The 24,598-nt window shown below is 56.0% G+C and carries 23 protein-coding genes; 19 read left to right on the top strand and 4 right to left on the bottom strand.

Features of this window, described 5'->3' with window-relative positions:
• Window positions 1-151 precede the first annotated feature (151 nt).
• A complete protein-coding gene (locus PQR42_RS25130; RefSeq protein ID WP_408210644.1) occupies window positions 152-955 on the top strand; it encodes a WD40/YVTN/BNR-like repeat-containing protein in 804 nt (267 codons plus the stop codon).
• 179 nt (window positions 956-1,134) lie between these two features.
• Entirely contained in the window at window positions 1,135-1,353 is a 219-nt protein-coding gene (locus PQR42_RS25125) for a hypothetical protein (RefSeq protein WP_408387703.1), read from the top strand.
• A 241-nt stretch (window positions 1,354-1,594) separates the two neighbouring features.
• Here the strand turns inward: PQR42_RS25125 and PQR42_RS25120 are convergent, their stop codons facing one another.
• Entirely contained in the window at window positions 1,595-2,482 is an 888-nt protein-coding gene (locus tag PQR42_RS25120; RefSeq protein ID WP_408210638.1) for a phytanoyl-CoA dioxygenase family protein, read from the bottom strand.
• 450 nt (window positions 2,483-2,932) lie between these two features.
• Here PQR42_RS25120 and PQR42_RS25115 point away from each other — a divergent pair, with 450 nt between their 5' ends.
• From PQR42_RS25115 to PQR42_RS25105, 3 genes are all read left to right on the top strand, one after another.
• Window positions 2,933-3,211, top strand: a complete 279-nt coding sequence (locus PQR42_RS25115; RefSeq protein ID WP_408210635.1) for a DUF1488 family protein — start codon at window positions 2,933-2,935, stop codon at window positions 3,209-3,211.
• Between the two features lie 416 nt (window positions 3,212-3,627).
• On the top strand, window positions 3,628-3,879 hold the full coding sequence (locus PQR42_RS25110; protein ID WP_408387705.1) for a hypothetical protein: 252 nt from the start codon (window positions 3,628-3,630) through the stop codon (window positions 3,877-3,879).
• A gap of 16 nt (window positions 3,880-3,895) precedes the next feature.
• Entirely contained in the window at window positions 3,896-5,374 is a 1,479-nt protein-coding gene (locus PQR42_RS25105; protein ID WP_408210630.1) for a cytosine permease, read from the top strand.
• 162 nt (window positions 5,375-5,536) lie between these two features.
• Here the strand turns inward: PQR42_RS25105 and PQR42_RS25100 are convergent, their stop codons facing one another.
• Entirely contained in the window at window positions 5,537-6,298 is a 762-nt protein-coding gene (locus tag PQR42_RS25100; protein ID WP_408210627.1) for an SDR family oxidoreductase, read from the bottom strand.
• Between the two features lie 371 nt (window positions 6,299-6,669).
• Window positions 6,670-7,782: an AraC family transcriptional regulator gene (locus PQR42_RS25095; protein ID WP_408210624.1), complete on the bottom strand. Its 1,113-nt coding sequence runs from the start codon at window positions 7,780-7,782 to the stop codon at window positions 6,670-6,672.
• Between the two features lie 295 nt (window positions 7,783-8,077).
• Between PQR42_RS25095 and PQR42_RS25090 the strand changes: the two genes are divergently transcribed.
• From PQR42_RS25090 to PQR42_RS25025, 14 genes are all read left to right on the top strand, one after another.
• Entirely contained in the window at window positions 8,078-9,550 is a 1,473-nt protein-coding gene (locus PQR42_RS25090; protein ID WP_408210621.1) for a TetR/AcrR family transcriptional regulator, read from the top strand.
• Between the two features lie 142 nt (window positions 9,551-9,692).
• On the top strand, window positions 9,693-10,001 hold the full coding sequence (locus PQR42_RS25085; protein WP_408210769.1) for a methyl-accepting chemotaxis protein: 309 nt from the start codon (window positions 9,693-9,695) through the stop codon (window positions 9,999-10,001).
• Window positions 10,002-10,024: 23 nt separating this feature from the next.
• Window positions 10,025-10,993: an aminotransferase class IV gene (locus PQR42_RS25080; protein ID WP_408387709.1), complete on the top strand. Its 969-nt coding sequence runs from the start codon at window positions 10,025-10,027 to the stop codon at window positions 10,991-10,993.
• A gap of 307 nt (window positions 10,994-11,300) precedes the next feature.
• Complete coding sequence (locus PQR42_RS25075) at window positions 11,301-12,116, top strand: SDR family NAD(P)-dependent oxidoreductase (RefSeq protein ID WP_408387711.1); 816 nt, start codon at window positions 11,301-11,303, stop codon at window positions 12,114-12,116.
• Window positions 12,117-12,154: 38 nt separating this feature from the next.
• Entirely contained in the window at window positions 12,155-12,961 is an 807-nt protein-coding gene (locus tag PQR42_RS25070; RefSeq protein WP_408210613.1) for an SDR family NAD(P)-dependent oxidoreductase, read from the top strand.
• 122 nt (window positions 12,962-13,083) lie between these two features.
• The gene (locus PQR42_RS25065) at window positions 13,084-14,565 is read left to right on the top strand and encodes a flavin-containing monooxygenase (protein ID WP_408387713.1); all 1,482 of its coding nucleotides are present in this window, start codon (window positions 13,084-13,086) and stop codon (window positions 14,563-14,565) included.
• 48 nt (window positions 14,566-14,613) lie between these two features.
• On the top strand, window positions 14,614-15,576 hold the full coding sequence (locus tag PQR42_RS25060; RefSeq protein WP_408387715.1) for an alpha/beta hydrolase: 963 nt from the start codon (window positions 14,614-14,616) through the stop codon (window positions 15,574-15,576).
• A 165-nt stretch (window positions 15,577-15,741) separates the two neighbouring features.
• Window positions 15,742-16,899 (top strand): iron-containing alcohol dehydrogenase, encoded by a 1,158-nt coding sequence (locus tag PQR42_RS25055; protein ID WP_408387717.1) that lies wholly within the window; start codon window positions 15,742-15,744, stop codon window positions 16,897-16,899.
• 54 nt (window positions 16,900-16,953) lie between these two features.
• Window positions 16,954-18,435 carry an NADP-dependent succinate-semialdehyde dehydrogenase gene (gene gabD / locus PQR42_RS25050; protein ID WP_408493895.1) on the top strand — a complete coding sequence of 494 codons (1,482 nt, stop codon included), beginning with the start codon at window positions 16,954-16,956 and terminating at the stop codon, window positions 18,433-18,435.
• Window positions 18,436-18,830: 395 nt separating this feature from the next.
• Window positions 18,831-20,156, top strand: coding sequence for an aspartate aminotransferase family protein (locus PQR42_RS25045; protein ID WP_408387721.1), 1,326 nt, complete (start codon window positions 18,831-18,833; stop codon window positions 20,154-20,156).
• Window positions 20,157-20,343: 187 nt separating this feature from the next.
• Window positions 20,344-20,811, top strand: coding sequence for a lactoylglutathione lyase (gloA, locus tag PQR42_RS25040; protein WP_408387723.1), 468 nt, complete (start codon window positions 20,344-20,346; stop codon window positions 20,809-20,811).
• A 51-nt stretch (window positions 20,812-20,862) separates the two neighbouring features.
• A complete protein-coding gene (locus PQR42_RS25035) occupies window positions 20,863-21,321 on the top strand; it encodes a cupin domain-containing protein (RefSeq protein ID WP_165188869.1) in 459 nt (152 codons plus the stop codon).
• 119 nt (window positions 21,322-21,440) lie between these two features.
• Window positions 21,441-22,271, top strand: coding sequence for a hydroxyacylglutathione hydrolase (gene gloB / locus PQR42_RS25030; RefSeq protein WP_408444305.1), 831 nt, complete (start codon window positions 21,441-21,443; stop codon window positions 22,269-22,271).
• Window positions 22,272-22,465: 194 nt separating this feature from the next.
• Entirely contained in the window at window positions 22,466-23,839 is a 1,374-nt protein-coding gene (locus PQR42_RS25025) for an aspartate aminotransferase family protein (protein WP_408493892.1), read from the top strand.
• A gap of 88 nt (window positions 23,840-23,927) precedes the next feature.
• Here PQR42_RS25025 and PQR42_RS25020 read toward each other — a convergent pair whose 3' ends face one another.
• A complete protein-coding gene (locus tag PQR42_RS25020; RefSeq protein WP_408387729.1) occupies window positions 23,928-24,560 on the bottom strand; it encodes a hypothetical protein in 633 nt (210 codons plus the stop codon).
• Window positions 24,561-24,598: the final 38 nt, after the last annotated feature.

Raw genomic sequence — 24,598 nt, 5'->3', positions numbered from 1 at the left:
AGCGGCCGCCTGTTTGCTGGCGGTATCAGGTTGTGCTCTCGCTGCGGATACGCCCAGCGGCAAGCCAGCACTCGCTGTCACGCCGGCGCCGCATACCGTCGGTGCGCTCAGCGCCACAATGCTAAGCGCCGCAACGGTTGGAAAGCGGGTTGTGAGCGTCGGCGACCACGGCGCCATCTTGCTGTCTGACGACGAAGGCGAGCATTTTCGGCAGGCTACACTCGTGCCGGTTAGTTCGATGCTGACGTCTGTTTCGTTTGCCAACGACAAGACTGGATGGGCCGTTGGCCAGTGGGGCGCAATCCTGAGGACCGACGATGCCGGCGAAACGTGGCGGATTCAGCGGGTCGATGTGGCAAACGACCGGCCATTCTTTTCTGTCTACTTCAAGGACAAATCTGAAGGGTGGGCGGTGGGACTTTGGTCCCTCATGCTTCATACGACCGATGGTGGTTCGACATGGCAAGAAGTCGCGTTACCGCCGCCACCCGGCAGTGCCAAGGCCGATGTCAACCTTTACAGTATGTTTGCCAATGCGAAGGGCGAGTTGTTCATTTCGGCGGAAAGGGGGTTTGTTCTACGGTCGACTGATGCGGGAAAATCGTGGACTTACCTTACAACCGGATACGTGGGCAGTTTTTGGAGTGGCGCTGCACTGAAGGACGGTACGCTGCTTGTCGGCGGCCTTCGCGGCTCGATCTACCGCAGCAGCGATGACGGGCAGAGTTGGAGTAACGTCTCCACCAGCGTTCATAGCTCAGTGAACGGTATTCTCCAGCGTTCGAATGGAATAGTCCTGGCCGTTGCATTGGACGGCGTCTCAATGCTGAGCAACGACGAGGGGAAGACTTTCGGAGCGGCACAGCGTTCTGACCGATTGCCATTGACGGCTGCCACCCAGACGCAGGGCGGAAAGGTTGTAGTCTTCTCCGACAGTGGTCCCGTGAAGCAATGACCTCTGTGTAGAGAAGTCCGCTCGTCCGCTCTGAGCTTGCCGCGTCTCAGTTTAGCTAATAGAACTGCGCATGGTCGACTACCAATAGCGGTCGGTCACCATGCGCAATTTTATGGCGACGACGCCAGGATCGGGACGGTATTCGTCGGGACGAGTTGCTCATGCTATCAAGAGAGTTGATGATCATGAACTATTACCGTGGCTATTCCCTATTCGTTGACGAAGTGAGTCATTCCGACGGCAGCTTCAGTGCCTACGGGATCATTTTCTACAGGAACGAGTTGCTGATGCGATCGCGAGAAAGCGCGCGGTTTGAAACTGAGGATGCTGCATCCAGCTATGCGTTGCTGTGGGCGAGAACGTGGGTTGACGAATGGGACTTGCAGATCGCCGCATAACGCATGCTCAGATAGTTGACCTATCTTGCTCGCGGTACTTGCCGTTGCGGAAGAAAGGCATAAATGCTCGCGTAGGCGACCTGGCCAACTGGCCGACGCCTGCAGGGGTTGATGCCAGGGATTTTCATGGAAATGACCATGATGGGCGATGGTCGCCATCTATACACACATTGCTTTGCGTATTTGTCTTGTGTCGGAGGCACGACGGGAGACGACGTTACGCCGTCGTCTCCAGGCAATGCTAGACCGCTGTGACTTCCGACTTGTTCAGCTCGAGAAAATCGCCCAACTCAAGGTAGTCGACCTGCCAGAGACTTCCGCCGCCGAGCTTGGAATTGTGGAAGGACCGGAAGCCCATGAGTTGCTGAGCTCTCGCACTCATCGTGCGAGCGATCTCAATAGGTACGACAAACGGATAAGCCTCTTCGGGCACCAGCCATCCACAACAAAATGCCAACGCGAGCGCACGTCGGGGCTTGGTGCTTCGGTTTGCGCCACCGCCGTGCAGCATCTTTCCGGAGTACAGGAGCGCGTCGCCTTTCTCCATCACGGCCGCAATAGTTTGGGATTGATCGCCTCGGTCTTCGAAGTCGGCCCACTTGTGGCTGCCCGGAATGACACGGGTAGCGCCCATTTCTTCCGTGTAGTCCGAAAGCGCTACCAGGCAGTTGCACATGACTTCAGGTGCTTCGGCGCCATACTTGCGAAATATCGGGTAATTCTCAAGATCCCGATGCAGCATTTGAACTTTCTCACCTGGCTGAAGTTCGATCACTTGAGCCGCATTCATCCAGTACGAATCGGAGGTTTCGAGCATCATGGTATCGACATACGAGAGCATGGTTTCGTCGTCGATCATTTGCTCACGAAACACCTTGCTTCGTGCAACTAGCTGAGTCAAACGTTTGGTCTGTCGGCCAGCGAACTCCTCCATCCATTCATTGCCTCGGACGCCTTCATGCCACTTCGAAATGATGGGGTCAATTTCGGCGTTCATCGCGTCGACTTGCCTGGCGAACAAGCCCTTGATTATGACGCCGCCGTCAGCATCGATAATTCGTTTCACTTCGGTCGCCGGTGTGCCAGCTGGGACTTCCTGGAGGCGTGTTGTATTCGAGGTTGAGGACATGGGTTGGCTCCGTGACAGATATTCAGATAGTTTCGTTACGCTGATTCTTGGGATCCGAGCATCGATACTGTTTTTGCGTTTAAGTTGGTTGGCAACTCGTAAATCGCGGGTTAAGTCTAGTCGGCCACATATCAATAACAATGTGCGCAAGGGACATTTGAGTTTGAGCACGGGCCTCAGCTCACAGATACCGGCATTAACTCATTCGATTCAAGCGGAGGCTTTGCGGGCACTTCAGGTTCAGGTGGGAGAAGTTCGGAAGATCATCGGCCAGGTAGACGCGGAAAGGCCGCAGCACACAAGTGATTGTCCGTTGCTAACCTCGCCGTGTTGAGGTTGCATGCGCAGAATTGATGGTGATCTGTGGCGTTTCTTTTGTATATGTGCAACGTTCTAATCGCCCAACGTGTTTACGTTGGAGGCTAGCCTCTATCATTCCAGGCCACACTCATGAATATCATCTTTCCTTGTTTGGACGACGTATCGTTTGAAGACGGACACGCCGTATTTGAAGCTATCGTCGACGGTGAGTCAGTGAGCTGCCTGGTTACAGAGAGTGCACTGAGCGCAGCATCCCGTGTCGACCATATCATCCCGAAGAGGGACGCATTTTCTATTGGTCAGTCGACCATTTTTGAGGCGATTACCCGGCTTATCAGAACCACCCCGGGCGTGTCGGTTGTCCTCACATGGGCTGATCTTCCCATTCCGTCGGCCTTATTTTCCTAGGCGCACTAGCGTGGTACCTCCGCATGTCCAATTCCGGCGGACGGAGTTTGCCCTCTCGAGTGCCGCAAAGCCGGCGTCTGAATACATCTGGATCGGAGGAGGAAGAGCGGCCTGCTCCCAGGAATAACGTGCGCTCCGCGGTCAAGCGGTTTGAGCGCGCCACGTCCGGACGCTGCACGGGACGGTGTGCAACTGACCGTTAATCACAGCCGGCAGGCCTTCGTGCACATTTCGGCGAATTTTTGTTGGCGATAGTCTGGCGTTGCGGTGATCTCCAACAGGGTGAAAGCCGCATTCGTAGGCAGGGTTCCACCCGAATTGCAGAACCCTCGGGCGCGCACCATCCTGTTGGGTCGAAGAGGTTGCACGCGCTTTGACTTTTGCGGAAGCGCCGGCCGGCTCGATTACTTTACTAAATGGTTGCGATGATGAGCAGGATTCATGAGATTGTAAGTAAAGAGCAGCATCATCTGCACGATTTTTTCGTCAAGGCGGATGCGGATGTGGTTCATCGAGACCTGGAAGACAGATTGCGAGCATTGAGCAACGACGAAGTCGCCGGCGCTGAGTCTTTCGAAGGGAGTGGCCGCATAGCGTTCGAGTCACTGTTGTGGTTAGTTCTCGCTGCTGCTGTATATGTCGCGACGTGGGTGATGGCTACGAATTAAGGGCAGGAGAATTCTGATGAGCACAGTGACTGACAATATTTCCGGCGGCTCCGGTTCAGCCAGTGATTCGACAGCAGCGCGGCTGCCGACTCGGCCGGGTGAGCGCATCTACAAGAGTTATTTCTCATTCTTGTGGAGTGGCGTGGCATTCAGCGCGTCTACGCTAACCTACGCTATCGGCGGTGCGCTCCCATTTGTCGGCAATACGTCGTTGGCGATCATCGGGTATGTCTGTGGTTTGATTATCTGCATGGTGCCGACCGTGTTAGCCGGCATGCCTTCATATCGATACGGTATCGATACGATGGATGCAGTCAAAACCGCTTTGGGGGTGCGCGGTGCGGTTGTGATGCTCTTCGGCATTCTTGCCTCGAGTCTCGGCTGGACTTTTGTCCTGCTGGCTTTGTCGTCGCGAGGATTTGGTGTTCTTGTCCACTCGGTGTCTGGAGCGGGGGGAGGCGTCAATGAAACATATGTCGTGGTCTTCGCTTTTGCAATGCTTTTAGTGCTGTGGGCCTTGTCAAATCGTGGTGCAAGCGGAATGGAGCGAGTGACGGCGATGGTTGCGCCGGGCCAATTGATTTCGGCTGCGATTTTGCTCGGTCTTTTGATTTACAAGTTTGGTTTGTCGCAGCTGTTCCACGCAAACGTGCCGGCCGACAAAGCTTACACCCATGACCCCGCTCAGAGCCTGGCTTTAGCATTCGAATTTGGGTTCGCAAATGTGCTGACGTTTATTCCCTTTGTGGGGGGATTGACCCGTCTGGTATCAAGCCGTAAGCACGTAATGGGGCCGATGGTGACGGGTTGCGGAATTGTCGGCGCGGGATTCGTATCGATGGTCGCTTCGCTCGCGGCAGTCCTTAGTGGGACTGCCGACCCCACCATTTGGGTGGTGTCGGTCGGGGGCCGGTGGTTTGGGTCCGCGCTTCTACTCTTCATGCTGCTCGCGAACCTGGGCACGATGGTCGTGTTTGTGTATATCGGGGCCGTCGCGAGTCAGCAAATTCGTGTGCTGGCGGGTATTCGCTGGTCGTGGCTCATCGCAATTCTTCTATCGCCAGGTGTTTACCTCGCTTTTAGAACGGAGTGGCTGCTTGAGAAAATTATCGCATTCATGACATACAACGGCTTGTTCTTTGTTGGGATTCTAGCTGTGGTGCTGACGGACTACTTTCTCCTTCGGCGCCAGCGAATCAATGCGGCGCACGTGTTCACGCATTCGCACAACGGCGCGTACTGGTTCTGGGGCGGAGTCAACTGGATTGGAATCTTGATGGCAGCGTTTGGATGCGCGATTTATCTGTGGATGTATGACCCGGTTTCACTCAGAACAGTTGGAATGTTCCGATATATTGGCGCTGGCGTGCCAGCATGCTTGAGCACAGCGGTCGGATACTATTTGTTAATGAAAGTTTTCGTAGTGCGTGGTCGAAGAGGCGGATACCCGGAAGGAAAACGGTACGAGAGTTCGAAGATCGAGGTCACGCTTTAAGCGTTGCAGTCGAAGGATGGGCATCGGCGGCCGGACGAGTTTTTCGCCGGCCGTTTTGTTTTCCTGGGCGCGGCATGCTCCTTCTGCTCGCCGATAGTAGATATTGTTTGGCAAGAGATTATTCGCGAGGACGCGGCATGCGACTGTCAATGGAAATCCCAGCTACTTACCACCAGTGACATCGAGGAACGTGCCAGTGATGAAGGAAGCCTCGGCGCTTGCTAGCCACAAGATCGCACGCGCGACCTCTTCAGGCTGGCCGCCTCTTCCCATGGGGATCGAGTCCTTGACGCGATCCACCCGTCCCGGCTCTCCGCCGCTCGCGTGCATGTCAGTGTAGATGTGCCCGGGGCGAACACAGTTGACGCGTATCCCATCTCGCGCGACTTCTTTTGCAAAACCGGTAGTGAATGTCTCAACGGCGCCCTTCGACGCAGCGTAGTCGACATACTCGTTTGGACTGCCGAGCCGGGCCGATGCCGACGAGATGTTGATCACGGCGCCGCCCCGCCCGTTGTGACGATAGGACATCCGCTTTGCCGCTTGTTGTGCACAGAGGATGGGGCCGATCGAGTTGACCGCGAAGATACGCTGCATCCGCTCGAATTCGAGATCCTCTAACCGGGACTGCGGCGCGAGTACCGCGGCGTTGTTCACCAGTACATCGATCCGGCCGAATTCCTGATCGATTGCCGCGAATAGCTGTGCGACCTGCTCAGGATTCGCGCTATCCGCACGCATCGGTAAAGCCCGGCGTCCAGCAGCTTCTACATCAGCCGCTACCGCAAGCGCGGCAGACTCGTTGGAGACGAAGCTTATCGCTACATCGTAGCCTTGTACGGCAGCGAGCCGGGCCGTTGCGGCACCTACGCCACGACCTCCGCCCGTTATCAGAATGAGCGGTGCCTGCGGGACGGAATCCATTTAGCGAACCTTCGGGTGGTGGTGGGAGAAATAGTTGGGCTGGGCCAACCGGGTGCCGGCGGCTCATCGGCGGTTTTGGCCGATCCGCCTCAACGCAGACAGACACGAGGATAGCTATGGTGTGATGTTGAGGCAAAGCAGATTAACTACCGGTCCGAGTTAGAAAAACTCTTTCGATAAAAAGCAGCTCGAACGTCTGCTCGACCAGTTGTCGTTTGAATTCGCTTGGAACGTTCAGGCGCTACCCACTGTTTCGTTCTTGTCATCCTCAAGCGCGGCCAATTTGGCTCCCACCAATACATTTGGTGAGAGCCAAAAAGATACCTCCACTGGCTGCTGCCCGGAGAAGGTCGCAGCGAGGCGCTTACAACTTAAGCAGCGGTCTGAAGCAGATTGAAACGATATGAGGAGCGGGGAATGACAAGCTTCGCTGCCGGCTCATCAATCGGGTGGTTCGACATTGCGCGATACTGTCGCGGAGCCTGACCTGTCCATCGTTTGAAAGCGTGGCTGAAATTGGCTGCGTCACTGTAGCCAAGTTTCTCGGCGATTATTTCGGTCGTCAGGCTGGTGGATGCGATGTATCGAATGGCCATCGTCTTGCGGACATCGTCGAGCAACTGACTATAGGAAGTGTTCATCGTGTCAAGCCGGCGCCTGAGTGTTCGTGCCGACATACATAAGGTGCTAGCCACTTCGGGTAGTGTCGGTATCGACGTGGAGGCATTTGCCAAAATCGAACGCACGCTCGACGCAAGGTCGAACTGGCAGCCATGCGCTTCGAGCAGTTGATCGCAGGCCTCAAGGCAGGCTTTATGAGTGTGTGGATTCGACTGTGATAACGAATGATCGAGCCATCTAGCGTCAAAGCGAATTTGGGTGACTGTATGCTGAACGACGCTATCGCAGTGCAGCAGGACGCCTGCTTTGTTGCGGTGCTCTGCGGATGCCGAGTGTAAATGCAGGGACGAAGGCTTGAAATGAGGGATTTGTAAGTCTCGCAGGAATGTCAGAACTTTTGCCAATTCGAATTCGAGGCAGTATTCAGTGTCCTCGCCGGACAATCCGCCCGGTTCCGCAAATGAAAGCGTTGCCGTCGGGCCGACGACCGTCAAAGTTGGGCCACATTTCAGATTCAGCAGCGGCGCATATTTGCGTGCAACGGATAGCGCCTCGCGCAATGTGTCACCGCTCCAGAGCGCATATCCGACGATGCCGAAAGCAGTAAGGTGCGCGCGCGTTCCCGCCTTCAGGGCGAGCAGTCGGTCACCAGTGAGCGTTACAGCATTCGTGAGTGCGATCACATGTTGCTGGACGGAAGTTTTGCCCTTGCCTTGATGCATCGCGGCAGGCGCCAGCCCCGTACCCTCCAGGATGGCGGAGGCGCAAATGCCTATCGATGATGCCGTATCTGCGATTAGCCCAATTTCCGCCGGGTTCAGCGCGGCGAACGCGACAGCCGAATCTATGTGTAACCGTTCCATGCTCGCTCCGTAGGCGCTTTCAGCATTGTTGTCCTTCGCCTGCTACCAGGGGAGCATCGAATGACAAATAATTTGGTGACGTGACCTAAGTCTAGAGGTGCATCGACCAAAAAATCAAGGCGAAAATAAAAGCGTGGCACAGGTAGAATCCCCTATATACCGGGATTTCTGCCCTGAAACGGTGCGTAATAAGTGTCGTACTTTGGTGCTATGCAAGAACAGTTTGTTTTTTGTAAGGATGAATAGGACGGGTGTTTTGACCTATAATGTCCGTTGGACATAGAGGAATGGTTCCGTGAGAGACGTTCACTTGCCAGCGAAGTCTGGTGCTCAAGTCGATTCAACAGAAACCCAGGATGGTGCCGCAGGCGCCGGTTCCGTGCAGCGGCGCAATCGTGAGCGCCGTATCGCCGAAATTCTTGATGCCGCGACCGAAATTTTTCGGGAGGAGGGTTACGCGAGCTTCGCTACGCGGAAAGTTGCCGCGCGTGCCGGTCTTACCCTTAGCAATCTTCAGTATTACTTTCCGGACAAAGACGAACTGCTCTCCATCATCATTGAGAGATTCCTGAGGGGCTACCTCGAAGCGTACCTCGCCATAGCGACGCGTGTCGGAGTGACGGCGCAGCGCAGGTGCGCGGCACTCATTGAGCAGATTTTTGAGGACATCAACAAGTCGTCCGACGCGGAGAAGTTCCTCTTCGAGACGTGGGCATTCGCTCAGCACGAATCGTACGTATCGGTGCTGGTCGAACGAGCTTACGAGGAGTACAGGGGCATATTTGCAAAACTGCTCGCGGAAATTAACCCTGACCTCTCGCCTGACGAGTGCAAAGCGCGGGCATCCGTGCTTACAGCGCAAGCGGAGGGCATGATGATATTTGCGGCGCGTAGTGACGATTCCGAGAAGGATTTCGAGGAGTTCGCGCGCACCACCAAGCGAAGTGTTAAGGCGATTGCCGGTCTCACCGGCAAGGGCCTAAGCAGTGAGTTCAGCGAAAAGCAGAACTTTGGATCGGCAAAGGATCTCCCCCGCACGCAGAACGTCGCCCGGGAAAGCTTGTTCGGCTCCGAAACGCACATCAGCCGAGGGCACTACGAAATTACCGTTAGACGGAACGCCTCGGAGCCAAGTTATCTTCGCCCGACTATGCAGAGTCGCAAGCGCGAGGCGAAGATAAATGAAATTGTCGCCGCAGCAGCCAATGTGCTCGCATCCGAGGGATACGGGAATTTCACACTGGCGCGCATCGCGAAAGAGGTCGGAATGTTGGCTTCAGGGCTCCAACATTATTTCCCGACTCATGACGACCTTCTGAGCTCTACCATCAATGCGCTATTTTCCGCCTATTACGACCGCTGGTCGGAGATGAGTAAGCCGAGCGACAAGAATGCAATTGATCGTCTGCGCGAAATTATTGAAGACGTTTTCGTAGAGGCTTGCGACCCGCGTGTGTGCCGATTCTCCTTTGAGATGTTTGCCTTGGCCGAACACTCCGCGTTCACCCACCAGCTTCTGAGCAGGTCCTACGCCGAATATCGGCAAATTTACGTCAGTCTCGTCCGTGAGATCGACCCCGAAGCGTCCGGGCGGGAATGCTTTGCACGGGCAACGCTCATTGCGGCACAGCTTGAGGGTTTGATGGTCTACACATACAGCGCCGGGCGGTTGACCCCCGCGCTGGATGCTGTTTTGGAACTGATTACGAGCGTGTCGTTAGAGATTGCTCGCGGAGGGGCGGGTAAGGCCAGAGGCGGCGCGCTCTAGCGATTTTGGCTTCCGCTACTTGAAGTGGAATTACCGCCGCGCGGGTGTCGATGCTGCAATGCTAAAAATAGAAATCTCAGGCCGACAACCGTGAAACTGGCGTGATCGTCTGCTGACGACGGAATCCTGACGACAATAAAGAATACTGTCTCTGCTTTCGTTCAATGCACGGGTCGAAGCCGCAAGAGCTGGAGAGGCGGGCCGCGGTTTTTCAGTGGTCGCAACCGAAATGAAGCGGCTTGCAGACGGCACTGACCGACTTGCAAAAGGGATCGCCGTCAAAGTCAGCCGTGTTCGGTCCGCGATGGCCGATCGAAACGGCAGCTCAATACCGCTAACGTGGCCACGACACTTCGCCAGTTGGCCTTTCCCGACATGGCGCCGGTTGATTGCGGCCCTATCATCTATCGGTATGCCGGCGCATCTCGGACGCGCCGGCAATTTTTCCTGAGCAGCAGTATGGACACGATAGCTATGACAATCACCCCCGCCGCAAACATCATGCTGACCGACCCGTTGCATGCACGTGTCGACTACGCGCCGGAATTCGACCATGGGAGCGCATACGTCAACGGCAAATTCTGCCCCATTGACGAGGCTAGCATTCCGATTACCGACAGCGGATTCATCCAGGCCGACGGTGCGTACGATGTCGTGAGCGTAAGCAAGGGCTTCTTCTTCCGGCTGGACGACCATCTCGACCGTTTCGAAAGCGCCTGTGAGAAGTTCTATCTGCGCAATCCGCATGACAGGACCGCAATAGCGGAAATCCTGAACAAGCTTGTCGCGCTTGCGGGCACCCGCGAGGCATACGTTTGGTGGGCGGTAACCCGTGGCCCGACGCCCGCAAAGCGTACGAATCCGGCTAACTATGAAAACCGGTTCTATGCATTCGCCATTCCCTACCGGTTTATCGCAAGCGACGAACAACGTGAGCGTGGGCTTGACTTGCTCGTGAGCAAGCGGTACATCCGCATTCCGCCGAATTCGGTAGATCCGACCGCCAAAAATTTTCACTGGATGGACCTGAAGCTTTCATTGTTCGAAGCAGGGGAGCAGGGTCGGGAGTGGAGCGTTCTGTGCGATGCCGATGGGAATCTTACCGAGGGCCCAGGGGTGAATATCTTCTTCATAAAGAACGGAGAATTGTTCACTCCTGACTCTGGCTGTCTTGAAGGCATTACCCGAAAAACTACGTTAGAAATTGCCGCTGAACTCGGAGTCTCCACCCACGTCCAGGCCGTGAAGGCCGGTGAACTGCGGGAGGCAGACGAGGCGTTTTTAACTTCGACTGCAGGCGGCATTATGCCGGTCAACAGCGTCGACGGAGTTGTTCTCGGCGGAGAGAGCGGGCCCGGTCCTCTGACGACGAGGTTGCATAACCTCTATTGGTCAAAGCGCTGGGACGGTTGGCTCGGCACAGAAGTTACGTACATAAAGTAGCCTGACGCAAGTGGCTTTCCAACTTCCGGGGGCCGACTAATTCATTCGAACGCGCGTGGTGACCACACTTCTGGCGGGTGGTGGTGCGGCACGTCCACGCGTGCTCGCATCGCAAACGTGCCTGATCGTCCCTGTAAGTGGCCACCTGTCGAAACATATTGGCCGTCTCAAACATGTCTTGAGAGGTCGCGACTGAATAATATTTTTAAAAGATTGGCACGGTGACTCCAGCTTATCTTGCGAAACACTCAGCGCATTTAAAGTCGTCACCGCGCACCTACGAAACCCCTTGCAGGAGCATTCATTAATGACGTTGAAATTACAAGGCCGCGTAGCCGTGGTTACAGGCGCTAGCTCTGGTATCGGCCGTGCGGTGGCACTCGCGTTTGCAAGGGAGGGAGCGTCGGTTGTGTGCTCGGACATTCGTAAGTCGGCAAATGCGGATGGCTACGAGCCCGACCTCAATATCGACACGGATGACCTGATCGTGCAGCGAGGCGGTTCCGCACACTTTGTGTCGTGCGATGTGACTCGAGCAAATGACGTTAAATCGCTAGTGGCCGCTGCCGTGGAAAGGTTCGGGCGCCTCGACGTGATGGTGAACAACGCGGGCGTCGCGTTCGACTTCGCTACGGTGGTCGAGGAACGCGAAGAAGACTTCGATATCACCATGGCCGTCAATGTAAAAGGCGTCTGGTTGGGTTGCAAATACGCAATCGAGCAGTTCTTGAAGCAGGAGCCAGTCGAGTTGGGCAATGGCGGCATTTTTCGTGGCAAGATTGTCAATATGGCATCGATGGCCGGTCTCGTCGGACTTGCCAAGGAGCCCGCATATTGTGCTTCGAAGGCAGCTGTTGTGGGGCTCACGAAGGAAATCGCAATCGACTTTGCCGAACATCAGATCAACGTGAACGCTATATGTCCCGGCTTTCTCGCGACATCCATGGTTCGTTCCGCCCTCGAAGATGAGGCGACGAGCAAGTGGTTGCATGGACTCACACCATGGCCTCGTTTGGGCACGGTTGAAGACGTTGCGAAAGCAGCGCTCTTCCTTGCATCGGACGACGCGGAATGGATGACTGGCTCCATGCTTACCGTGGACGGCGGATTCGTTGCCCGCTAATGCGGCTAGCTGAAGGCATTGGAAAATAAAAGGCTGATATGAATCGACTCAAAGACAAAGTAGCGATTGTCACCGGTGCTAGCAGCGGAATTGGGCGTGCAATCGCGGTCCATTTCGCAAGAGAGGGGGCGAAAGTCGTGGTCGCCGACCTCCACGAAGGTCGAAATCCTGGTGGATTCGAAGATGAATTGGCCGCGACGACAGTGGAGGAGATTGCGAAGAACGGTGGCGACGCATTCTTTGCAACTTGCGACGTAACAAAGCGGCAGCAGGTCGCGAAACTGGTCGATCGCGCGATTGAACACTTCGGAAAACTCGACGTCATTGTGAACAACGCCGGCATCTATCGCGCAGGAAAGCTTGTTCACGAGTTTGACGAGAAGGACCTGGACGCGTGTTGGGATGTCAACCTGAAAGGGACGTGGTTCGGCTGTCAGGAAGCCATCAAGGCGTTTCTGAAAAGCGGCGGGGGCACGATCGTCAATATCGTTTCAACCGCGGGCATCAGTGGACATCCTAAGCAGTCTGTCTACAACATCTCGAAGGGTGCGGTGTCGAGTCTGACCAAATGCGTGGCGATCGAATACGGAAAGGATGGTATCCGGGCCAACGGCATCTGCCCCACGTACGCAAAAACCTCGATGACGCGCGGGCATTTTGACGACTCCAACTACGTAAAGGCATTCGCTGAATCCATTCCGCTCAAGCGGTGGGGCGAAGTGGATGACGTCGCGAATCTCGCAGTGTTTCTCGCAAGCGATGAATCGAGCTACATCCACGGCGCGTTGATTCCGGTCGACGGTGGTGAGACGCTCGGGCGTTACTCCGTTGAAGATGAGTTGTGACGTCGTGAGTTCGTCGCGCTAACGCGGATGCTTGTCTGAAATCGACGCAGCGAACAGCGAGCGTTTCGCCTTCTGTGTGAATTTGAAAAAGCTTTTATAGACTTAAAGACTGGAGATGTTGCATGAAGAGCCACCTCGATGTCATCGTTTTGGGTGCCGGTTTCAGCGGAATCGGACTCGGTGTGAAACTGTTGGAAGCAGGGAAGCACAATTTCGCTATTCTTGAGCAGGCCGATGACATTGGCGGTACGTGGCGTGACAACACCTATCCGGGCTCTGGATGTGATACGGAATCGCATCTTTATTGCTTCTCCTTCGCTCTCCATCCGACTGTCAGTCGAATTTACGCGCGGCAGCCGGAAATCCTCGCTTACATGAAGCGTATTGTCGACGACAACGGCCTTCGTCCGTATATCCGGTTGCGAACGAAGGTCACATCGGTAAGGTGGGATGACGAGAGGCTTCTGTGGAGTGTCGAGCTTGCCGACGGCAGCGTGCTAACCGCTCGCAATTTCGTTGCTGCGTGGGGGCAGCTCAACCGTCCGCAAACTCCAGTCATTGAAGGACAAGACACGTTCAAGGGTGTTCAGTTTCATTCGGCCCGCTGGAGACACGACATCGACCTGGTCGGTAAGCGAGTTGCGAGTATTGGCAATGCCGCGAGTGCCGTGCAGTACATTCCCGAAATCGCACCTATTGTTGGGCACCTCGACGTTTTCCAGCGCAGTCCGAACTGGGTTGTTCCCCGCATGGACCGCCCTTACACGGAGAAGGAAATCAAGGACTATTGCACCATCCCCGACTACTTCGCGACTCATCGTGAGGAACTGTTCGAATGGCGCGAGACCACGTTCCTGCGGATGAAACAGGGTAGCGCAGAGGCCGAGGAGCTTGAGCGTATCGCGATCGAGCATTTGCGAAACCAGGTGCCGGACCAGGAATTGCGTAAAAAACTCACACCCGACTATCCGCTCGGTTGCAAGCGAATTCTGCGGTCCGACGACTACTTCCCCGCTATCGTGCGCGAGAATGTATCGCTTGTTACGTCAGGTGTTTCTCGCATCGAGCCGGAAGGCATCGTCACGGCCGACGGCGAATTGCATCCAGTCGACGTCATCATTTACGGAACCGGATTCGAAACGCAGTCGTTCCAAGGACCTGTCGACGTTTTCGGGCGCGAAGGGCACAGCCTCCGCGATACCTGGAAGGAAGGCGCTTATGCCTACCTCGGGATGTGTGTGAGTGGTTTCCCGAATTTCTTTGTCATGTACGGCCCCAACACAAACCTAGGTCACAACTCCATTTTATCGATGCTCGAGGCGCAGTTCGGGTACGTTATTCAGGCTCTGACCGCACAGGAGAATCTTGGTGTTGAGGCGTTGGAGGTACGGCCGACCGTCGTTGCCCGTTTCAACGCAGAGTTGCAAGGTGAAATGGACGACGCGGCGTGGTCGGGGGATTGCAATAGCTGGTACAAAAATGCGTCGGGGAAGGTTATCAACAACTGGTCTGGTACCGTACACCAATACCATGACAAGACTCGCAGCTTCGTTAGCGACGAGTTCATGGCTTTGTCCGCTTCCGAGGCCGTCCGCCAAAGCTAATATTGGTGAGGAGCGACGCTCCTCTGAACCTTCAAAGCGAGGAGACACATGAGCTTGGAGCCGGACGTCCTGGCCTATCTGGACCTGGTGGAACGTGCGAAGCGGCCGCCATTGTTCCAGCTGCCCGTGCCGGAAGCGCGCGCCGCATACGCGCTGGGCTGCGAGATGAACGGATTGCCGCGCGACGCCTCAGTAGCGACAGCAGACATGGTCGCGCATACGTCAAGCGGCCCGCTTAATCTCCGTTCATACTGGACCGTGGAATCGGAACGGTCTCTCGCGCCAGGACTTGTTTTCTTCCACGGCGGGGGCTGGGTCGTTGGCTCACTGGACACGCATGATTCGATTTGCCGTGAACTTGCTCGTGCGTCAGGGTGCCGGATAGTGGCGGTGGACTACCGGTTGGCGCCTGAACATCCGTTTCCAGCTGCTATCGATGACGCAGTCGCTTCGTACCAGTGGATCGCGCAGAATGCAGAAGGGCTAGGCATCGACGAATCCCGGCTGGGTGTTGTCGGCGACAGCGCGGGCGGCTTTCTTGCGACGTTCGTCTCTCTGTCTGCCGGCGACTACCCGAAAGAGACCCGACCGAAGCTACAACTGTTGTTCTATCCGGTAACGGACCTCACGGCTGAATCCGCAGGCTATTTGCGCGTTGCGTCCGGTTTGCCCTTCACGTCCGTAACCATGCGTTGGTTCCGTGACCACTACGTACAGCGCGCCCTTGACGCAGACGATGTGCGCCTGGCACCCTTGAATGCTCTGGATCTGACTGCATCGCCCGATACGTTGATTGTCACTTCGGGTTTCGACCCGTTGTGTGAAGAAGGCACGGCATACGCACGACGGTTGCAGGACGCTGGGGTACGTGTCAACCACCTCCATCTCGCAGACCAGATTCACGGTTTCCTTACGCTCGGTCTTCGTATGAACACGGCTCGGACTGTGCTCGACTGGGCATCGGCCTACACGCGGCAGAAGTTCATGCTGAACGACGTTCCCGTGCGCTAGTCATTGCGGCGAGACCCCGCCGACATTACGTCGTCAGAAGCTCAAGTGCGATTCTGACAAAGTACTCGCGCCTGCTCGGCGAACTGTTTCACCTGCGCATTGGACAAAATGATCGAATCGACGCGCGGTGGAAGAGACCGTATTTAAAAACTTCTAGAGGCAAGCATGAATCCCTTCTCGTTTGAAACCACGCCATCAATCCGCTGCGGCTCCGGTATCAGCAAGGACGTTGCGGCAATCGTCAAGCCGACGTTGGGACAACGGATTCTCATCGTCACCGACGCCGGCATTCGCAAAGTAGGATTGCTCGCGCCAGTGGAAAAGAATCTCCGCGGTGCTGGCGTCGAGGTCAGCGTCTACGACGATGTCGCTGCGGACCCGCCTGAAGCAAACATTCTGGGTGGGGTTGCGGTGGCGAGGGAGAGAAGAGTGACTGGCGTGCTTGGCATCGGCGGTGGCTCGCCGATGGACGTAGCGAAGGTCGTAGCTTTGCTTGCCGGCAACAACGGCCACCTGACCGAAGCGTATGGAGTGCGCGTTGCTAATGGCCCGCGCTTACCGCTTGCGCTCATTCCGACGACTGCCGGTACTGGATCAGAAGTCACGCCCATTGCCATCGTTACGACGGGTGAATCAGAGAAGAAAGGCATCGTCTCTCCGCTGCTTCTCCCCGACATCGCGATCCTTGACGGAGAATTGACGCTGGGTCTCCCCGCAGCGGTGACAGCCGCGACTGGTATCGACGCAATCGTTCATGCGCTCGAAGCCATCACTTCGGCATCCACGAACAACAATCCGATTTCGAAAACTTTGGCGCTCCAGGCTTTGAGATTGCTGGGGGCGAATATTCGTACGGCGGTTTTTGACGGCGCAAACGCGGCGGCCCGCAATGCAATGTTGCTTGGCTCCTGTCTCGCTGGACAGGCATTCGCGAATTCACCGGTGGCCGCGGTGCATGCGCTCGCGTATCCGGTTGGCGCGCGCTATCACGTGCCACATGGTTTGTCGAATGCGCTCATCCTTCCACATGTTATGCGCTTCAATCTGAGCCATGCCGATGGCATGTATGCGGAGCTCGCTGCAGAACTGTTCCCGGAGCTGTCGCGTTGTCCTTTGAGCGAGCGCGCGTCCTCATTGATTGACCAACTGCAGGCATTGAGTCGCGAATTGGGTGTCGCACAGCGTCTTCGCGACGTCGGCATCCCGGAGGATGCACTCGCAACACTGGCGTCAGATGCCATGAGGCAGACGCGCCTGCTGGTCAACAATCCTCGCGAGGTCACTGAGCAGGACGCCCTTGCGATCTATCAGGCAGCGTTTTGAACGCCTCAGTACGGACCTACGTCTCTAACGACTCTATTCCAGGTTGAAATCAACATGTCGAATGCACGATTTGCTACTGCCGTTGCTCTGAAAGACGAGAGTCTGGTAAAAAATTCCTGCTTTATCGATGGCGAGTGGACCGGTGCCGATAACGGCGGCATTATCGAGGTCACCAATCCCGCAACCGGCGAAGTGCTGGGCACCGTACCGAAGCTGGGGGCTGCCGAAACCCGGCGCGCGGTCGAGGCCTGCGATCGGGCGTTGCCTGAATGGCGCTCGAAAACAGGTAAGGAGCGCGCTGCCATCCTGCGGCGCTGGTACGAACTCATGCTGGAGAATCAGGATGATCTTGCGGTCATCATGACAGCAGAGCAGGGCAAGCCGCTCTCTGAGAGTCGAGGTGAAATCGGCTACGCGGCGTCGTTTCTCGAATGGTTCGCGGAAGAAGGTAAGCGTGTCTACGGCGACACCATCCCCGCCCATGCTCGAGATAAGCGCATTATCGTTTTGAAGCAACCCATCGGGGTTTGCGCAGCGATTACGCCGTGGAACTTCCCGGCGGCGATGTTGACTCGCAAGATCGGTCCTGCGCTTGCCGCAGGTTGCACAATGGTCCTGAAACCCGCCAGTCAAACGCCGTTCTCGGCGCTCGCCCTGTGCGTGTTGGCCGAACGGGCCGGCATGCCGAAGGGCGTCATTGCTTGCGTAACCGGTGCGGCTAGTGCTATCGGCGGTGAACTTTCGAGCAATCCCATTGTGCGTAAGCTGTCCTTTACCGGGTCGACTGAAGTCGGCAAGGTTCTATTGGCCCAGTGTGCGAGCACGGTAAAAAAGGCGTCTATGGAGCTGGGTGGCAACGCTCCCTTCATAGTATTCGACGACGCGGACCTCGATGCGGCTGTGAAGGGCGCCATCGCGTCCAAGTATCGCAATGCAGGCCAGACGTGTGTGTGTGCCAATCGGCTGCTTGTGCAGGACGGCGTGTACGACGAATTCGTGGAAAGACTTGCTCGGGAGGTGTCGAAGCTCAAGGTCGGCAACGGATTGGAGACCGGAACGCTTGTTGGGCCGCTTATCGACCATAAGGCGGTCGCAAAGGTCAAGGAGCATGTGTCGGATGCCGTTGCAAAAGGCGCCAAGGTCGTGCTCGGTGGAAAGAAGCATGCGGCCGGCGAGAACTTCTACGAACCAACAATCCTTTCCGGCACCACGCCGGACATGCTCATTTTCCGTGAAGAGACGTTCGGACCGGTCGCGCCTGTGTTCCGCTTCTCTACGGACGAAGATGCGATCCGGTTGGCCAACGATACTGAATTTGGCCTCGCGTCCTACTTTTATAGCCGGGACATCGCGCGGGTCTGGAAGGTCGCGGAAGCGCTCGAATACGGCATCGTAGGCATCAACGAGGGGCTGATATCGACGGAGGTCGCGCCGTTTGTTGGCGTAAAAGAAAGCGGCTTGGGTCGTGAAGGTTCGAAGTACGGCATTGATGACTACCTTGAGTTGAAGTACCTCTGTATCGGCGGCGTGCAGTAAATCGATTTCTGCCATTGAATTGGGCTCGGCGTGATCTGGCGGCGCTTCCAATAAGCGGGCGCACCGGCCGAAGCAGACAAGCGGTCTGCGCCTCGCTGTCCGTCGTCGCCCGTATTACGTAGTCTGCCGCTGCCGCTGGCTATGCAGGCACACCGCTCAAAGCCATCAATTGTTTGGCCCGTAACCGCAGAAGTTTGGCCGTCTCGAACATGTGCGCACAAATCGCACGCATTCATCATTTGCGAAACATCTACAGGTTGCTTCACTCCGCGCTGCCACTCTAGTACGGGAACATCCACCGCAGCCTGCGTCGTAGCACTACGTCCGTTGTCGCAGCAGCCGAATGGTTCAAGCGCGACCTCTGATAAAGCCCATTGATTTCGAAGGAAGCATTTATGTCCGCTGCAAAATGGCCGGAAGCACACAGCCAGTCCAAAGCCCTTTACGACCGTGCCAGCAAAGTTATGCCCGGCGGCATTACCCGCATCCTGCCATGGCAGGAGCCTTTCCCGGTGTATGCCGGAAGCGGCTCCGGAGCCTATGTGACGGACGTCGACGGCACGCGCCGGCTGGACCTGCTGAACAACTTCGCCTCACTTATCCACGGTCATGCTCACCCGGCGATCGTGGCGGCTATTCAGGAGCAGGTCACCAAAGGCACCGCATTTACCCTGCCGACGGAACCCGAGGTGGCGCTGGCGGAGGCCATTTGTGCGCGCGCCGAAGGCTTTGAGTGGATTCGATTCTCTAACTCCGGTTCCGAAGCGGTGATGTGTGCGATCAAAGCCGCACGTGCAATCACTGGCCGCTCCAAGATTGTCAAAGCCGAAGGCGTCTATCACGGCTCCTACGATTACGCCGAAGTCAGTCTGGACTCGTCACCGGAAAACTGGGGCGACGACCCCAAGTCGGTCGGATATTCAAACGGTACGCCCGAGGGCGTGAAGAACGACGTCGTCGTGATCCCGTTCAACAACGTCGAAGCAGCGGAGCGTATCATCCTGGCGAACCGCGATTCCATTGCTGCGATCATCATCGATCCGGCTCCGAGCTACTTCGGCTTCGTCCCGGTATCGCATGCCTTTATCGAAATGATCCGGCGAGTTGCAACCGAAATCGGCGCTGTGTTCATTCTCGACGAGGTCATCACCTTCCGTGTGCACAGCGGCGGTGCGCAGACGCGCTTCAATATCAAACCCGATCTGACCGTGCTTGCGAAAATTATCGGCGGTGGCTTCCCTGTGGGAGCCGTGGCAGGCCTGCGCAAATTCATGCAGGTGTTTGATCACCGCGAGGGCAAGCCGCTATTGCCTTGGAGCGGTACTTTCACCGCCAACCCAATTACCATGACCGCCGGCAAGATCGCTCTGGACCTGTATACCCAGGCGGAGTCGGATCGCATGGACGCGCTGGGAGACCGTTTGCGTACTGGCGTGACCCAGGCTTTCGCTAATGCGGGTTTTCCGGGTCAAGTCACCGGCTTTTCGTCGATGTTCATGGTGTTCGGTCATCAACGCGAGATTAACGATTATCGCTCCGGTTATTCCAGCAAGGATGAGATGAAGCGGGTGACCAGGCTGCAAAGAAATCTTGTACTCGAGGGTTACCACATCGCCAAGACGGGTAAAGCATTCTTGTCCACTGTCATGACAGAGGGGGACGTCGACGGGTTTATTGCCGCGACCGAGCGGGCAGCGACACGAGCTATGGCCGAGGTCTGAGCAGCTACAAGCTCAGGTCACTAAGCGTGACGAATTGACGGTGGCCTCCCGAAACCAGGCTGTGTCCCGCGACAACATGTTCCTATGCAGTGCTGGCGGTTAAGCTGAGTCAACTCGTAAGGCGCAGTCATGCTTATGCGCGTCTAAATATGATGTTGACGTTTTTTTATTCGTTTGGAAATCCGTTATGAGTATCGTCCTGAATCACACCATGTTGCGTGTTCGCGACCCGCAGATTTCGCTGCGTTTCTATCAAGAAAATTTCGGTATGAAGCTGGTTAATAAGTTCGATTTTCCTCAGGGAAAATTCTCGCTTTATTTTCTTGCCCCTTCAGATTCGGAAGAGAGTTCTGGCAGTGTGGATTGGATCCCGAAACAGAAGGGACTCCTGGAACTGACTCATAACTGGGGAACCGAAGCCGATGCCGACTTTGCTGGCTATCACAACGGAAACACGGAACCCCGTGGGTTCGGCCATATCTGTTTCTCGGTACCAAACGTGAATACGTTTTGTGACGAACTGGTTGAGAAAGACGTGACGTTCGTGAAACGGCCGAACGATGGCTCGATGAAGGGCATTGCGTTTGTTGCTGACCCGGATGGCTACTGGATCGAAATCATTGATCAACAGTCGTTTGCAAGTGTTGTCTCGTGAGGGGCGACCGAACCCGCACGCAGTCATTTTTCTGGAAATAAGGAAACAGCCATGGCCCTCCAAGATATCACTCCGCTTAACCCCGCATTGATGGACACACTGGTAAAACATAGCGACACGGAGGGTTGGTATCCAGATCCGAATGATCCGGAACGCTCGTTCACGAAAGTCCTTTGGGCCGGTCACGAATCGGGGCGAATCGCCCTGTTGTATCGGTGGTTGAAGGGATTTCAGGCCCCTCCGCACAAACACATTGGGGCGTCGCACACCTGGATCATCAAGGGAAAGCTGCAGGTGCGTGATGCGGTGCTCGAGAGTGGCGACTACGTTTACGAACCGAACGGCATGATCCACGGTGCGACGACGGCGCTCGAGGACACGGAATACCTGTTCCTCATGGAAGGGGCAATCATTTTCTTTGACGAGAACGGCCTCCTCGGATACGAGAGTTGGGAAGAATATATTCGTCAATTGCAGACTCAACCGCGCCTCAGCGAACAGCGTGCTTGAGTTGGCGCGATCGGCGTCGTGAACTCGGCCCATAGTCGTACGTGAGTGACTACCTTGACTCAAGGCGGCTTTGGGCCTCAGTCGACAGACTGGCTGGTTAAGACAACGCGAAAAGCGACATGGCAAAAAGCCTGGAATATATCCCTGTGCCGTTTTTTGAGGACAATTATGCGTGGGTCGTTACCGACGGGACCTTCGCGATTGTCGTCGACCCGGGAGTGGCCGAGCCAGTCGAGCGGTTCTGCAAATCAAGAAATCTGCTTATAAAGGCGGTGCTGCTTACGCACCATCACCGCGACCATGTTGACGGTGTTCGTGCATTGCTTCGCTCTTGCGGACAAGCAGATACACCGGTTTTCGGCCCTGACCGGGAGCCGATAGCGTGCGTCACACGGCGAATGGGCGATGGGTCTGAAGTTGAAGTGAGCGAATTGAATTTTCGCGCTTCAGTCATTGCTACACCTGGGCATACGCACGGGCACATCGTCTTCTTCCAGAATGGCGTAGACGGTCAACCAGGCCATCTTTTCGCCGGCGATACGCTATTTGCAAGCGGATGTGGGCGACTTCTCGAAGGGTCGGCCGAGGAAATGCTTGCATCACTGGATAAGCTTGCCGCTCTACCGGCGTCTACGCTCCTGCATTGCGCTCACGAATACACACTGTCCAATTTACGGTTCGCAGCCGTTTGCGAACCAGGCAACGAGCAGATCCTTCGCTGGCAAGAGAAAGCCGCCGCACTCAGATTGGCGGGGCGACCGACACTGCCTACAACCATCGGGCACGAGTTGTCGGTCAATCCATTTCTGCGGGTTCAGCAGCGTGAGCTTCAGGGTGTGCTTATCCAACGATTTGGATTGCCGGTGCCTCATCGACTTGCGGCCTTCATTCTGCTGCGTGTATGGAAGGACATGTTTCAGGGAGAGTACCCAGACCTCATCAACCGATGACGTTTAGAACTTATCGGCTTTCTGAAGCGTCCGAGTTCATTCAAACGCGCATTGTGGGAATGCGCTTATCTAATGGCCACCTGGCGCAGGTGTACGTTAGCGGATGCTGCCCGGCTCGGCAATCTGCCGGTAACCGCATCCACAGGGCACCGTCGCCTTGCTGTGTCGTCGTAGCCAGAAACTCATGAGAAACCATGAATAAGCCAATCAGTGATCTGTCGAAGGCAGACATCGCTTACCAGTTCCACCCATACACTAACGCTCGTCTGCACGAGCAAACCGGGCCATTAGTCATTACACATGGTGAGGGCGTCTATGTTTTTGACGAACACGGTCGCCGCTACATCGAGGCCATGTCTGGACTTTGGAGCGTTGGTCTCGGATTCAGCAATGAGCGCCTGATCAGGGCTGCAGAGACGCAGCTCCGAACGCTGCCGTTCTACCATCTTTTTTCGCACAAGTCCCATGCGCCAAGCATCCTGTTAGCGGAAAAGCTCATTGAGCTTGCTCCGGTTCCAATGAGCAAGGTCTTCTTTACGAATTCCGGGTCTGAGGCGAACGATACCGTTGTCAAGATGATCTGGTATCGAAACAACGCGCTGGGAATGCCCGAGAAGAAAAAGATTATCAGTCGTTTGGGCGGCTACCATGGCGTGACAGTCGTCAGTTCGAGCCTCACCGGACTGCAGGGCAATCATCGCGGTTTTGATATTCCGCTCCCGGGATTCCTACACGTCAGCAATCCGCATCAATACAGATTCGGGCTGACGGGGGAGACTGAGGAGCAATACGCCGACCGGCTTGCGGCAGAACTCGAAAATTTGATTCAGAAAGAAGGGCCGCACACAATCGCTGCATTCTACGGCGAACCTTTGATGGGGGCCGGTGGCGTTATTGTCCCACCGAAGACTTATTGGGAAAAAATCCAGAAGGTTTGCCAGAGACATGATGTTCTCGTAGTAGCCGATGAGGTCATTTGCGGCTTTGGGCGGACCGGAAACATGTTCGGTTGTGAAACATTCGGAATCAAGCCCGATGTGATGGTTCTCTCGAAGCAACTGTCTTCCTCGTATCAACCTATTGCGGCGGTATTGGTGAGTGACAAGGTATTTCAACCGATCGCAGAGCAGTCGCACGATCTTGGTACCTTCGGACACGGCTTCACAGGTGGTGGCCATCCGGTTGCTTGCGCTGTTGCGCTTGAAAACATTCGGATTATTGAAGAGGATGGTTTGGTCGTGCACGCTCGCGAGATGGGTCACCGTCTGCACAGTGCCTTGTCTTCGTTGATCGATCATCCAATGGTCGGCGAAGTCCGTGGAGTTGGTCTTATCGCTGGGGTTGAACTGGTTCTGGATAAAGCTGAGAAAGTTGCGTTTGCGGAGAAAGGTAGGTTAGGCCGGGAGTTCCTGGGTAGAGCACACGCGAATGGGATGATCGTTCGCGGCATTCATGACACGATTGCGCCGTGCCCGCCGCTGATTAGTTCGCCGTCGGAAATCGACGAGATTGTTGAAAAGTTTGGGCGTACGCTAGATGAACTCAGGCTTGCGCTTCATTCTGCGTAATCGAATGACAAACAGGGCATCAACTGAGTCCATCGATGGCGGCTCGGCCAGATCGAGGATCGAATCGCTCGCTGGTCCGACCGAATGCTCAGTTGCCTGATATGCAACCGGGGCCGCCGACGATCCTCAGCGTATAAACCGTAGACGCGCCTAGTTGCTGTGGCGCGATCGGCTCGACCAGCCACGAAGGCAACTGATTCAGGTCCAATTCGCTTGGGCCGAGTTCGATTTTGGCAGCTGCCAGTGTGATGACCAATGTCGGAAGAGCGGCATGGTTGAACACGACAAAAAACGGATCGTTATAGGCCAGGCTGCCGCTGGTGGTCGTCTCCTTCTGCGTTGTCACCATGCGCTTGGCTTTGTCAGCCTCGACGGACCAGGCGTGCGCACGGCCTCGGGTCCGAACCGCCAGTTGCAGCGTGGCCGCATCGATCTGCTGTAACGCAACTGAGGGCACGTGGGCCGGATCGGTCGCATCGTCGTCATGCAGCGACGGGTGTGTGAGTTCATCACCGGCAGGATCTTCGATCCGGTACAGATGGCTGTCGACTTGTTCGCGCCGGCACGAGGGATAACAGCTTGCCTGCGGCACGTCGATACGCTTGATCAGATGTCCATCGGGGACAAGCGTGGTTCGATCGACAAACTCGATCACTTCATAGTGGCCCGCATCGCCGGTGGCGCAACGGATGGCTTGATCCGACGCCGCGCCGCCGGCCATAGGCGCGCCGGCATGCGCGAGCGCGATAGGCAAACACG

Origin of the sequence: Paraburkholderia sediminicola, from assembly GCF_046027355.1 — a bacterium.
In the GTDB taxonomy this organism is placed as follows: domain Bacteria; phylum Pseudomonadota; class Gammaproteobacteria; order Burkholderiales; family Burkholderiaceae; genus Paraburkholderia; species Paraburkholderia sediminicola_B.
This window is presented reverse-complemented; position numbering and strand designations above follow the sequence as displayed.